Source organism: Planococcus beigongshangi, from assembly GCF_016820495.1.
GTDB lineage: Bacteria > Bacillota > Bacilli > Bacillales_A > Planococcaceae > Planococcus > Planococcus beigongshangi.
Genome location: NZ_JADHDU010000001.1, coordinates 378,581 through 390,816, shown reverse-complemented (window position 1 = coordinate 390,816; position 12,236 = coordinate 378,581). Strand labels below are relative to the sequence as shown.

General features: G+C 39.9%; 13 protein-coding genes and 1 pseudogene. 4 read left to right on the top strand and 10 right to left on the bottom strand.

The window, feature by feature from the left end; translation table 11 throughout:
- Positions 1-26: 26 nt before the first annotated feature.
- Positions 27-947, bottom strand: coding sequence for a glycosyltransferase family 2 protein (locus IQ294_RS01785; RefSeq protein WP_203332301.1), 921 nt, complete (start codon positions 945-947; stop codon positions 27-29).
- 397 nt (positions 948-1,344) lie between these two features.
- Here IQ294_RS01785 and IQ294_RS01780 point away from each other — a divergent pair, with 397 nt between their 5' ends.
- Positions 1,345-2,352, top strand: a complete 1,008-nt coding sequence (locus IQ294_RS01780; RefSeq protein WP_238942584.1) for a GNAT family N-acetyltransferase — start codon at positions 1,345-1,347, stop codon at positions 2,350-2,352.
- A gap of 158 nt (positions 2,353-2,510) precedes the next feature.
- Here IQ294_RS01780 and IQ294_RS01775 read toward each other — a convergent pair whose 3' ends face one another.
- The 4 genes from IQ294_RS01775 to IQ294_RS16400 form a co-directional block, all read right to left on the bottom strand.
- Positions 2,511-3,608, bottom strand: a complete 1,098-nt coding sequence (locus IQ294_RS01775) for a glycosyltransferase family 1 protein (protein ID WP_203332299.1) — start codon at positions 3,606-3,608, stop codon at positions 2,511-2,513.
- 41 nt (positions 3,609-3,649) lie between these two features.
- On the bottom strand, positions 3,650-4,333 hold the full coding sequence (locus tag IQ294_RS01770) for a CpsD/CapB family tyrosine-protein kinase (RefSeq protein ID WP_203332298.1): 684 nt from the start codon (positions 4,331-4,333) through the stop codon (positions 3,650-3,652).
- Positions 4,334-4,339: 6 nt separating this feature from the next.
- Positions 4,340-5,068: a YveK family protein gene (locus IQ294_RS01765; protein ID WP_203332297.1), complete on the bottom strand. Its 729-nt coding sequence runs from the start codon at positions 5,066-5,068 to the stop codon at positions 4,340-4,342.
- 459 nt (positions 5,069-5,527) lie between these two features.
- Positions 5,528-5,656 (bottom strand): hypothetical protein, encoded by a 129-nt coding sequence (locus IQ294_RS16400; protein ID WP_255536166.1) that lies wholly within the window; start codon positions 5,654-5,656, stop codon positions 5,528-5,530.
- A gap of 170 nt (positions 5,657-5,826) precedes the next feature.
- Between IQ294_RS16400 and IQ294_RS01760 the strand changes: the two genes are divergently transcribed.
- The 3 genes and pseudogenes from IQ294_RS01760 to IQ294_RS01750 all read left to right on the top strand — a co-directional run.
- Positions 5,827-6,087, top strand: coding sequence for a hypothetical protein (locus IQ294_RS01760; protein ID WP_203332296.1), 261 nt, complete (start codon positions 5,827-5,829; stop codon positions 6,085-6,087).
- 2 nt (positions 6,088-6,089) lie between these two features.
- A complete protein-coding gene (locus IQ294_RS01755) occupies positions 6,090-6,770 on the top strand; it encodes a hypothetical protein (RefSeq protein ID WP_203332295.1) in 681 nt (226 codons plus the stop codon).
- 131 nt (positions 6,771-6,901) lie between these two features.
- Positions 6,902-7,282 (top strand): annotated as a pseudogene (locus IQ294_RS01750) (alpha-L-glutamate ligase); the annotation flags it as partial.
- A gap of 100 nt (positions 7,283-7,382) precedes the next feature.
- Here IQ294_RS01750 and IQ294_RS01745 read toward each other — a convergent pair.
- From IQ294_RS01745 to IQ294_RS01725, 5 genes are all read right to left on the bottom strand, one after another.
- Positions 7,383-8,438, bottom strand: coding sequence for an S-layer homology domain-containing protein (locus tag IQ294_RS01745; RefSeq protein WP_203332294.1), 1,056 nt, complete (start codon positions 8,436-8,438; stop codon positions 7,383-7,385).
- A 214-nt stretch (positions 8,439-8,652) separates the two neighbouring features.
- Complete coding sequence (locus IQ294_RS01740) at positions 8,653-8,997, bottom strand: EamA family transporter (RefSeq protein WP_349291315.1); 345 nt, start codon at positions 8,995-8,997, stop codon at positions 8,653-8,655.
- The gene (locus IQ294_RS01735; protein WP_203332293.1) at positions 8,984-9,322 is read right to left on the bottom strand and encodes an EamA/RhaT family transporter; all 339 of its coding nucleotides are present in this window, start codon (positions 9,320-9,322) and stop codon (positions 8,984-8,986) included. The genes IQ294_RS01740 and IQ294_RS01735 overlap by 14 nt, the downstream gene beginning before the upstream one ends.
- On the bottom strand, positions 9,315-11,054 hold the full coding sequence (locus tag IQ294_RS01730) for a DUF6020 family protein (protein ID WP_203332292.1): 1,740 nt from the start codon (positions 11,052-11,054) through the stop codon (positions 9,315-9,317). Before IQ294_RS01730 ends, IQ294_RS01735 begins: the two co-directional genes overlap by 8 nt.
- Positions 11,051-11,992, bottom strand: coding sequence for a glycosyltransferase family 2 protein (locus IQ294_RS01725; RefSeq protein WP_203332291.1), 942 nt, complete (start codon positions 11,990-11,992; stop codon positions 11,051-11,053). Before IQ294_RS01725 ends, IQ294_RS01730 begins: the two co-directional genes overlap by 4 nt.
- Between the last annotated feature and the right edge of the window lie 244 nt (positions 11,993-12,236).

Here is a 12,236-nt window from a genome sequence, read left to right as displayed (position 1 = left end):
TCTTAATGAATAGGATTTATATAGATTTAAAGGAAATTAAAAACCCTTTTCTTGACAGCTTTGCTTAAAAAGCGAAATTTTAAATAAAGCTCCCCGTAACCTCCTTTAAAGCATTCAAGAAATTTCCGCTGTTCCAGCAAAAGATAAAAATGGTTGCGCATTTTCGCCCTTTTTATGGCATCACTGTATTTGAAGTCTGTAAATCGGTTGAATTCATCCAGCATAACTGCAATTTTTTCATAATGTCTTATTTTTTTCGGTATTTGAGAGAATTCACGCTCTGTCCATGAGCCTTTTACATCAACCTGATATGCTGACATAATTTCATCGATATAATAAATTGTTCCCTTGTGGGCCAAGTATATAGTAAGCGGATAATCACCCACTCCGGTATCTTCATAAAACGAAGGCAAAGACAGAACTTTATCTTTTACATACATCATCGAATTGGTTGCAAAAAATGCCCCTCCTCCCTCAATCACTTCTTCCATTGAAAGAAGACCATCCCCGCGCCTTGGCCTTATCCGGGAAAGTACAGCACCTGTAACTGCAGAAACACGATTTGCTCCATGGACACATAAGCTGCATTCCGGATGTTTCTCCATATATTCCACCTGTTTTTGCAATTTATATGGATCCGTCCAATAATCATCTCCTTCACAAATAGCAATATACTTCCCTGTTGCCCGCTCATGATTGAATTGTTCTACTCTTACCCCTTGCGAATACTGATTTTCTGTCTGGTATATAACTTTTATCAAATCAGGATGTTCCTTCTCATATTCAGCAATGATTTCTGCGGTCCCATCATCAGATGCATCATCATGAATGAGTATTTCATATCGAAAACTTGTTTTTTGCATTAAAAAACTTTCAATCGTATGGGCTATATAATCTTTATGGTTATAACTAGCGCAGTCTATGCTTACGATAATTTCTTTTTCCAAATCAATTCGTCTCCTTCATGAAAAATGTAAAATATTATCAGAAACTTGAAAATGGTCCTTAAATCATACAAATCGATATTTTTAAAGAATGAATAATCTTTTCCCGATACTTAATGCTTATATTTTTGACATATAAAACATTCTAACATACATTTATATTTTATTGACAGATAATTTAGATAATTTAAAACAAGTTACCCTTTCTTTACTCCTATATTTTTTTCTAAAATGAAATTTAACAATCATATTATTGATTCTTAAAAGTTTAAAAAATTACACAAAACTAGATTATATTCCGAAATTTATGAATATTTTAAATAATTTGTCGATTTTTTAGTGATATGGTCTTATAATAGCTAGTATATGATTAATAAAAACTATTATAAGAAAAGAGGTTATGATATTGGATGATATTTTTTCCAGGAAAGCATATGGCTGCTTATATGAAGAGATTGAAGGAGGCAGGTGTGAAGTATATGAGTTCAAAAGCTCCTTCGGTTCGATCAGACAACTATTCATAAAAAAAGAGATCCCACTTAAAGTAAATGGCATTATATACTATGACCTGACATCTCCATATGGATATGGAGGCCCCATCATTACGGAGTTCATTGAAAATAAGAAACAAAACTTGGTCGAGTCATTTGAAGCAGCCTTCCAAAAATATTGCATCGATAATAATATCGTCAGTGAATTCATCCGTTTTCATCCAGTTCTAGAGAACGCGAAAGATTTTAAGCATGTATATGAACTCTCATTCAGGAGGTTAACCACAGGTACAAATCTCAAGGATTTTGAAGATCCGATACAAAACGAGTTCTCTAAATCCTGCAGGAGAAACATCAGAAAATCTTTAGACGCTGGCGTCACTTACAATATCATCGAACAACCGAAATGCTTAAAAAACTTTATCGCCTTATATCACTCCACTATGGAGCGAAACAATGCAGACTCCATCTATTTTTTTGATGAAAAATTTTTCTCAAACTTCATTTCTTTACTTGGAAAACATGCTGTATTGATCGAAGTCCTCCATAATGGAAAAGTGATCGGAGCAGGCTTGAATATCGCTTACAATCGAATCATCCACACTTATTTATCCGGTACTTTGGCGGATTATCATCATTTATCACCTGCTTATATCCTCCAGTATGCCTTAGCGAAATGGGGCAAAGAAAACGGCTATCGGCTTATCCATGATGGTGGCGGCAGAACTGGCCAACCTGACGACAAGCTCTACCAATTCAAAAAACAATTTGGCAGAAATACTGATTTCGAATATTATGCCGGCCATAAAATATGGAATGAACAAATTTATGATTATTTATGCAAAATTGCTGGTTCAGCCGAAGATGCGGATTTCTTTCCTGCATACCGCTTAGATTCACTCTTACCGGTTCGTTGACCGCAACAGGCAGATCAATATCATTCAAAAAAACTCCAGGCAACTTTTCTTTTTGCAGATTAGTTGCCCTTTGCTTTTTACAAGGTGCACATTAAAGCACCTCCCAATATTGCCATCGGTTTTCCCTTAGGACCTTTCTTGCAAAGCAATAATTCCACTTATTGTTGCTCTTCTAAATAAGAGACATAAAGAGCTTTCATCTTTTCAGAATTTACCACTATGTTATAGCCTTTATTATTAATCTGCTCCACTATGACAGATTTCAGCTCTTCGCGATCCACTATACTCATTTCTAAAATCTGTTTCGCCCAGTTTTCCGGACTGCTTTTTAAAGATGAAAATTTTACCAGGCTGGTAATTTCAGCTTCTCTCGAAATTTCATCCGAAATCAGACAAGGCAAACAGGCAGCCTGGGCTTCCACCAAAGTCAAAGGCATTCCTTCAAAACGGGATGGCATAACCATGATATCCATTGCCTGGAGCAATTCTGGAATCTCCATACTCTTCCCCGTGAATACCACCTTATCTGCAAGGCCGAGGTCCTGAACCTTCTTTTCAACTTCACTTTTCAAGCCGCCATCGCCGATCAAAAGCAGTCTGTAATCAGGATCCTTCATGACCAGACTTTTAAATATTTCCACAAGATAATCCTGGTTTTTTTGAAAAGTAAAATGTCCGATATGGCCCACAACCTTTTTCCCCGCGAAATGATACTTGTTCCGGTATTCTTTCCGCACCTCTGCATTGTATTTGAAATCATCCAGAAAAATGGCATTGTTGATAATTTCGAAAGGCTTTCCACCATACAACCATTCACCCGCCAACTTCCCACAAGCAAAGCCATGGGTGTAAGTAGCATGGAATAACCGCCTCAATGTCCAGTGGGCAAATTTGAAGTTACTGGTCGAATTATGGCTGTGCGGTATCCGTACTTTCGCTCCGCCACGGTAAGCCGCATAAGTCTCTAAAGCCAGTGTGCAGCTATTGCCATGAGCATGTACAATATCGTATTTATTCTCTTTAATAAGTTTCGTCAGCTTATTCATATAGGTAAGCGGCTTTTTCTTCCTCCCTTTAATCCGGTGGATCACACTGCCTCCAGCTTCCAATTCCTCCCTTAAGTCCTTCCTGATTTCATTAGGAAAAGCGAAGTCAATATGCATACCCGACTTATCGAGTGCCCGGTAATAATTGAGGATAACATTTGTGATTCCGTCCAAATCGAACTTTCCTGTAGAAACGATTAATATATTCATGACATCCCTCAATTCAGACTCCAGATATTTATGATTCCACATTAATTCGCATAATAAATATGCTCTTTTGAAACTGTAAAATTATTGAGCACAACCCCAATCAATTTACTTTTGGACATTGTTATAGCATCTTTTGCTTTAAGTGCTTTACGCTTATCCGTGGTTCCTGAATTTACAACCAGGATGCAACCATCACATTTATTCGCAAGTAACTGCCCATCTGTAACCAACAGTATTGGCGGAACATCGAAAATAATAATATCGTATATGCCTTTCAGTTTTTGGATCAGTTTATCCATTGATTTGGAACTTAATAATTCAGCCTGATTCGGCGGCAACGGTCCACAAGGCAATAAATCCAACCCTATGATCCCTGAATATCTGATTGCATTTTCTGAACTGTTTTGCCGGGTCAGAAGATTCGACAGACCAATCACATTTTGAATATTGAAAGTGAGGTGTACAGTCGGCCTTCTCATATCGCCATCTACCAACAGCACTTTCCTCCCGTCCTGAGCATAAACCACAGCAAGATTCGCCGCTGTCGTAGATTTCCCTTCAGCAGCGGAAGCTGAAGTGACGACGATCGTCTTAATCACGTCGTCCGGGGAAGAAAAATTAATATTGGTCCTTAATGTCCGAAATTGCTCCGCCGCCATCGACCGCGGACTTGTATAAGCCACTAACTTATTCGCTGCACGGTTTCCTTTAAGTTTCTTTACCATCCTTATTCATGCCTCCTTTTCTTTCCAACTCTTTTCGGGCGATTGCTGAAAGTGTCCTTTTTCATATATCGGTGAAATAGCAGCCAGCAGCGGAGCATTAAGCACTTCCTCAATATCTTGTTCATCTTTAATGGTTGTATCAAGATAAGCCCGCAAGAATGACACCCCAACTCCAAAGATAAATCCTACAATAGCCGCAACTAGGATATTTAATAACGGAGGAGGGGTTACCGGTACAGGATCCTCTTCCATCACAGCAGGAGACAGGATAGTCACGTTATTCACGTTCATGATACCAGTTATTTCATTCCGGAATACTTCGGCCACCCTGTTCGCTATCAGCACTGCCAGTTCCGGATCCTGACTCTGCACTCCTATATTTATGACCTGGGATTCCGAGGAAGAATAGACAGAAATCATGGACGTCAACTCTCTGGCGTTAATATCCAGATTTAATTGATCGATGACGATATCCATAATCACGCGACTCTTGATAATCTCGTTGTAGGTATTGATGAATTGCAAATCCGATCGAACAGCTGCATCACTCGTAAGTCCCGTCCCCTGCGTCTGCTGATTGACAAGTATTTGTGTCGAGGTCTCGTAGCTTGGTATCAGAACATAATAAGAAATAACTCCTGCGATGACTGCTCCAAAAAAAGTAAAGAACAAAATAAACTTGAAACGTTTTTTTAATATTCCGATAATTCCGTGTATATCCAGCCTCTTCTCCATCCTATTTCATCCTTCCTCTAAAAGAATCATAGTAACATTTACATAAGTAAACTTTTAAAAACATTATTTTTCTAAATTTCTACTCCATTATACCCTATGTCATAATATTTTGGACTAAAAATTCTAATAATTCTAAAATTATTTTTTGTTACCAAGACTTTATGCTTATAGTTGGGTTTGCTTTACTCTTACAAATTTTTTCAGCCCACTTATTCGAAATGAAAGTAAAAACTGAATCACCAGTGTCAATTTCATTTCAAAAATAGATCCCATAGCGAACATTATAATAATGACCTTATTCGACCACGACTTCCCAGTATAACCATCAACGCATCTATTGGCGGAGACTTGACGGGCTGTAATGGTCCAATATACAAAAGCCGCTTTATATGAACGATAAATCTCCAAAAATAAAAAGACCTGAAATCCTAGGATTTCAGGTCTTTGGTTCTGGATTATTCAAACCCTTTCATTAAACAAATCCGCTTTATTTACTCGGCCATTGATGAAGGAAAAATAAGCCAGGATAGCGGCTACGGCAATCAGCGAAAGGATCAGCATGGGAATCAGCGCAAATGTTGCTTCCATAATTAATCCTCCTCCTTTACCTTTATCATAAACCCATTTACCGAAAATAGATATATTAAAATCTGAATAGTCAGTCTATTTGAAGGAGTTTTGCTTTCTATGAAAGAAGAAGTGTTTCCCCTTTTTCCATCAAACATATTTTCCAGCATCTCGGTCAGACTGCCCGGATAATGAAAAGACAGCTGCTGATTGATCAAAATATCCGCTTTCCGCATCTGAAATTTGCGGAAGACAAGCAATTCTTCATCGATGTGCTGATTCATTGCCCAACCATTTCCACGACTAAAAAGGTCATTTATTTTTTCAATCGGCTGGACGAAAACGATAACTCTCTTACAAGTAAAACGACGGTTATGGAAGAAACGGATGCCAATATCCAAGTGATTAATTATGTAAAGCAAAAAATCTGCCGGAAAACCAGAAGAAAATGATTTTGAACCAGCTTTATGAATTCGATTGCATCACACGCCTATTTGACCGCCAACATTTCCTGAAAAACAAAAACAAAGAGAACTATTTCGCCAAATACCGGAAAGTCCTGGAGACTGCAACAGATTTGAATTACGGGGTATCTGACAATTTTTTCCATACCTTCAACCGGACTCTTCATCAATTATTCATAGAAGACAATTTCCAGCTGATGGAGGACCTAATTCGCTGGAATAAAAAAACAAAGTTAAAGCAGTATCTTGTAAAAGACACTCTTCCATATATGCAAACCCCTTTTACCGCTACATCAGCAGAGCATATCAGAGTGCCGTTGCTTGCCATTTATCAGAGCGGTTATTTTGAAGGGGATTCCTATAAATTGAGTGTGAAGACCTTTGGTGAAGAAACTGAAAAAATCGAAGAACTCGTATTCCGTAACCGAAGGGATGTAAACGAAGAAATCGCCTTTCCTTTCCACCCGGATTCCGACGGCAACAGCAGCATCGCGATTCCGGCTGCAACACTTGAAAAGTTGCCTAGCGCCAGTTTCTTAATATTTATACGCTATGATGTTTACCGGAAACTCAGTATTCTTCGACCCGAACAGGTCGAATATGACAAACGGATATTCAATTTCTACACAACAATAAATTCAAATCTTGGCTTTAAAATCACAGATAATTGATAATCGCCTGCTGCCCTTTGGTCTCCATCAACTATAAAAATTCATCATACCTGTTTCCAAGAAGGGGGATTGTAATGACTCATAACCATGTCATGATACTGGATATTCCCATCAGCAATTTGAGCCTGGATGATTTTGTCGGAGGAAAATTCGTCTACGCGGTGCAAGTGGATACCTCCGAAGGATTTGAGTTATGGCCGGCAGATGCCTGCCGCATCGATGACCTGTTCTGCCCTGTCGGTGAGCAGCCTGAAGAGAAACCGAAATTCCAGATTGTCGACGGATTCGATGATCCGATCATCGCGAAATATGAAGAATTCCTGCGCCGGAACGATATCGCCGTGGCAGGCATCGAATTCATCCGCAACGCTGCAGGAGAAATCTTCACATACGACGTCAACACCAATACGAATTACAATTCGGACGCAGAAGCAGCTGCCGGGAAATACGGCATGCTGGAATTGGCGAAATTGCTGGGCCAGGAATTGAAGAAGACGGTTGCTGTCGGTTAACAGGCTCTTCGCCAATTGACTTGAATCGTAAAATCTCCAAAATAATAAACCGTATCTCTGCAGCTTCCGGGATACGGTTTATTTGTTTTTTATAATCAGCCTACTTTACACTTACCAGTTCACCTTCTACAACCCCTTGGGCATTGATGGATTTGACTGTGCCATATCCTTCGGCCATATAATATTTAGCGCCTCCCCGAATCGTCACTTCTGTCGCATCCGTGAATGTCCTGTAAGGAGTTTCCACGGTTTTATTGATGCCGGTGATCGTGTACTCGACAGGATCATCTCCCAAACCGACTTCAAAAGTTTTACCGACCTGGACCGGGTAAACCAGTTGGATATCAAATTCGGAATAAGGATAGCCAATAGCAAACACCTGATGATCTTCCATTTCGAAATATTCATAGCTGTTGCCCTTAGTCTCAACCGTCCACATGAAGCCCATTCTCAGACCATTCCGGTCCGGAACATCCACAAAACGGTGGACTGCAGTTCCGCCATCTGCCGATTGATACGCATAGGTTTTGGTTTTATCTTTTTGATAAGAGTTTTCGATGACTGCATCATTCTTGAATTCCGGTTCCAATGCACGCGAAAGGAAAGCGGCAAATTGGCCGCGCGTCACATTCTGGCGAGGACGGAATGTGTGATCCGGATAACCTTTTGTAATATTGGCAGCTGAAATCTTTCTGATTGCCATGGCATAGTAAGCGTCTTCAGGAACGTCAGTAAACGACCTGGAGACGAATTCCAGATTAAAGACCCGTTCTAAAATCAGCGCCATTTCACCCCGGATGATCGGATCATTCGGACGGAAGTTTCCATTTTCAGAACCTTTGATATAACCCGCTTTAGCAGCTTCCGCTATATAGCCGCTGGCACGATGTGCAGCCGGGACATCACGGAACGGTGTCGCTTTTTTTGTGTCATCAAGCTTCATCAGCCGGCCGATCATAACTGCTGCTTGGGTTCGGGTTACAGGAACATTCGGTCTATATGTGCCATCAGGATACCCGCGGACTACTCCTTTATCCATTAAATATTCGATTTCATCAGCAAACTGATGATTTTTCGGTACATCAATTGCAGCGGAAACTGGCAGAACCAAGGCAAAAGATAAGAGCATAATAAAAAGTACAAACAACTTTTTCATCGCTTCACTCCTCCATTTTTTTCTTACCAAATTATTTTATCATGATTCCTTCTTTTTTACATTGAAAATTCTGAATTTTAAATGAATATTTATGCTCTATAAAATGGATGACTCAGGCATATATTCTTTTTCTTCACTTTATTACATAAAATTTACTGTCCAAAATAAAAAATCCAGCCATGAGGGAATATCTCAAGGCTGGATTTTTGAACTATTAACTTACCAATACAAATGCTCCTGTCACAATCAGAAGTACGCCAATTATCTTCCGCCCACTGATCCGCTCTTTCAAAAGAAAAAAGGAAATGAGCATCGTCCAGATATACGTAATCGAAGTTAACGGGAATACTACTGTATAGGGCAAAAACTTTAAAGCGAGTATATTCAGGATGGCACTGGCTCCGTACAGAAAAGCGCCGAACATAAGCCTCAGCATAAATTCCTTGCGTTCCAGATTGATATTGAAGCTGGAAGCTTTTTTTAAATAATAGCCACCAAAAGCACCGATCCATGTCATCACTATGAGGAGCAAAATCAGAAGTATGTTAATCGCCCTCACCCCCTATGACAATAACCCCGACTAAAATCAGCAATGTACCGAGTGAAATATTGAGAGTGACCGCCTCATTCAAAAATGCTGCGCCATAGAAAATTGCAATTACATATCCTAAGCTCATCAACGGATGAAGCACAGATAATCTGCCGAACCGAAAAGCAGTAGTCATTAAGACTGCGCCCATACCGTAGAGAATAAAACCCAAAAGCATAGGTATGTCCAATATCGCATCAGACAGTTTCCAGAACAATTGACCGGTTGCCGTCGAAGCAGCTGCCGCTATCATCAGGAAAATCCCGATCGGAGCTGTTTTTTCCGGTTTATTCATTGTCCAGACCGCCTTTAGGCCAAAAATTAATCAGGCTTATCAGGAAAGCTGTATATACAAAAAGAGAGGTATTGAACAAATATCGGAAATCCTGCGCAGGCATGGTCGCCATAACTGCGGCTGTATTTAAGGAAATCGGCAACAGGATTAACCATACTCTCCAATTATTCCGCAAATAAGTGATGTAAATGAATAAAGTCATCAAGAAAAGGTATACCGCCGGGCGCCAGAGGTACTCTTCCGCCTCGGTATCCACCTCAAGATATTGCCGCATATAAAGTGTAAGGTCTTCATAAATAACTTTATTGACTAGCCCGAATTGATTGCCATGATAAATATTGGTGACGTAGCGGCTCATCACAGCATCATCCGGAAGCCGCATCTGCCATACCAGAGACGTTTGGTTTAAGAAAGCTTCAACTGCCAGAGATGGATTTTGTACCACCAATCCTGCCCAGTGTTTAAAATAACCGGTATAATCATCATAAATTACGTTCCGGTCATATTCTTCCCAAGAGAACTTTATCGGGTCGACATTTACGGGATTATATTTTTCCCGCCATAATTCAAGCGGCAGAATACTGTCAATATAATCACGCTGTTCAGAAGTCATATCACCATCATTGACAACAATATTTGCAATTTGCTGTGTCGGAATGCTGAGGGCCTCCTGGGGATCCGAAGGGGTAACATCCAGCGCTGTATAAACCGGTCCCGTAATGATCTGGTGAAGGATGATGATTCCAAGTGCCATTGGCAGCAATTGTCGCCACATATTACGGTACATGACCAGAACTGCAATCATAGTAATCAGGAAAACCGGGAAGCCATTGTGGCGGAAAAATACAAGCACGAAGGAAACCAGCAAGAATATAAGAATGAAAGAAACTTTTTTCGCTTCCATTCCTTTCGTTTTGACGATAAGGAATATCAGCATGGAAAAGAAAAACAGTGAAGTGCTGTAAAGTATATCTTTCCAAATCGTAATCGACATGATGGCATTGACTGGGATAAGAGCCATGACGATTAAAACAACCCAAATTATCCACGAATTCACTTTAAATCGCTTCATTATATAACCCATATAGCCCACAGTGAGAGCCAGTGCAACCGACTGCATCAATACGATTACGCCTGGGTTATCCCAGATTTGCCGCAGGAACATAATCAGCCAAGTGAACATGACCGGATGCCAATTCGAAAAACCCTTCGTTCCAGATTCTTCCCATTGAGACAGCGAATCCGGTGTCATAGCGGCTGGATAAAACGCAAAGAACATCAAAAGAGAAGATGTCAGCATCGGCAGCATGTACAGGATCACATAGAATGGAGAAATCTGCTGCTCACCTTGCGGCACTTTGATATGAAGCATCAATTTGATGAAAGCCATAACGATAACGGCAACAGAAATAAATAAGCCAATATATACTGCAATTTTTAATAGCCAATGATTATCATCCAGATAATACTGGTTGCCAAGCAAGCTCAGCCCGGCCAATACTGAAAACAATGGTAAAAATATAGCTAAGCTGACTTTTTTACCTTTTGGCCACTCCCGGATCGCCCATAAAAAAGGATGTATATAAAGAAAAAGCCCAAAAAGAACAAGTACGACTGCTCCGATTAGTACAGGATGGGCATCGCGGATTGGCTGAAAATAAAAAATGGCCGTAAATGCAAGGAAAAGTGCTGCAACAAAATATGCAGCACCTGTCAGGTACGTCTTTTTCAATGGAGTTTCTCACCTTTCACACGGTCGCTGATCCGGATCAATTCAAGTTCGAATTGTTTCCTGTGAGTCCCGGCAACTGTATCCAATATCAATCCGCAAGCGAATGCAAGCGTAGAGAGCATCATCAATCCGACAGCCAGAATGGCTGATGGCACCCGTGTGATAAATTCTGTCCGAATGTATTCCACAATTACCGGAACACCAGCAGCCAGTCCGAGGACGAAAAATAAGATTGCCCAGCAACTGAAAAATAATAATGGCTTATAATCTTTGAATAATGTAAAAATCATCCGCAGGACTTTAATGCCATCCTGGATAGTGTTAAGTTTCGATTCGCTTCCTTCTGGACGGTCGCGATAATCGATCGCTACTTCTTTGATGAGAAACTTATTATCCAAAGCATGAATACTCATCTCAGTTTCAATTTCAAATCCAGGACTTGTTACAGGGAATGATTTAACGAACAAGCGATCAAATGCCCGGTAACCGGTCATTATGTCAGTGATTTGGCTCTTATATAAGCTGTTTATCAGTTTTTTAACGAGCGTATTGCCAAATCCATGGAATTTCCGCTTATTTTCATTAAAGTAAGTCCCATTGGATAGGCGGTCGCCAATTACAAGGTTAGCTTCACCGTCAATTACCGGCTTAATGATATTGTGGACGAATTCAGCAGGGTATGTATCATCTCCATCCGCCATAACGTAAACATCCGCATCAATTTCACGGAACATGGAACGTACTACATTTCCCTTCCCTTGACGCGGTTCCTGCCGGACAATTGCTCCGTGCGCGAGTGCAACTTCGGTAGTTTTATCTTTTGAATTGTTATCGTAGACGTAAATATCGGCAGAAGGAAGCTCTCTTCTGAAGTCATCAATCACTTTGCCAATCGTCATTTCTTCGTTATAACAGGGCAATAATACTGCAATTTTCATAGACATGTTCTCCTTTTAAATTCAAACATTAACTAAGCTATCATATCATAAATGCTTGTTTTATTGTATAAAATTCATAGATTCCTGAGTAATGTATTAATATATCCAGGAATCCCAAAGAGACATGATACCTCGTAATATCTACATCAATTTGCGTGCTCAAGAAACATGACATATACTTTATAGACATAACGTTCTAATTACTTTTATAATTTAAAGCTTATAGAATGATGGATCTTTGAGG

Bases quoted from the DNA above. Each gene is read 5' to 3' on its own strand.
- IQ294_RS01780 (WP_238942584.1), top strand. From the start codon at position 1,345: ATGATATTGGATGATATTTTTTCCAGGAAAGCATATGGCTGCTTATAT.
- IQ294_RS01775 (WP_203332299.1), bottom strand. From the start codon at position 3,608: ATGAATATATTAATCGTTTCTACAGGAAAGTTCGATTTGGACGGAATC.
- IQ294_RS01770 (WP_203332298.1), bottom strand. From the start codon at position 4,333: ATGGTAAAGAAACTTAAAGGAAACCGTGCAGCGAATAAGTTAGTGGCT.
- IQ294_RS01765 (WP_203332297.1), bottom strand. From the start codon at position 5,068: ATGGAGAAGAGGCTGGATATACACGGAATTATCGGAATATTAAAAAAA.
- IQ294_RS16400 (WP_255536166.1), bottom strand. From the start codon at position 5,656: ATGGAAGCAACATTTGCGCTGATTCCCATGCTGATCCTTTCGCTGATT.
- IQ294_RS01760 (WP_203332296.1), top strand. From the start codon at position 5,827: ATGAAAAGACAGCTGCTGATTGATCAAAATATCCGCTTTCCGCATCTG.
- IQ294_RS01745 (WP_203332294.1), bottom strand. From the start codon at position 8,438: ATGAAAAAGTTGTTTGTACTTTTTATTATGCTCTTATCTTTTGCCTTG.
- IQ294_RS01735 (WP_203332293.1), bottom strand. From the start codon at position 9,322: ATGAATAAACCGGAAAAAACAGCTCCGATCGGGATTTTCCTGATGATA.
- IQ294_RS01725 (WP_203332291.1), bottom strand. From the start codon at position 11,992: ATGAAAATTGCAGTATTATTGCCCTGTTATAACGAAGAAATGACGATT.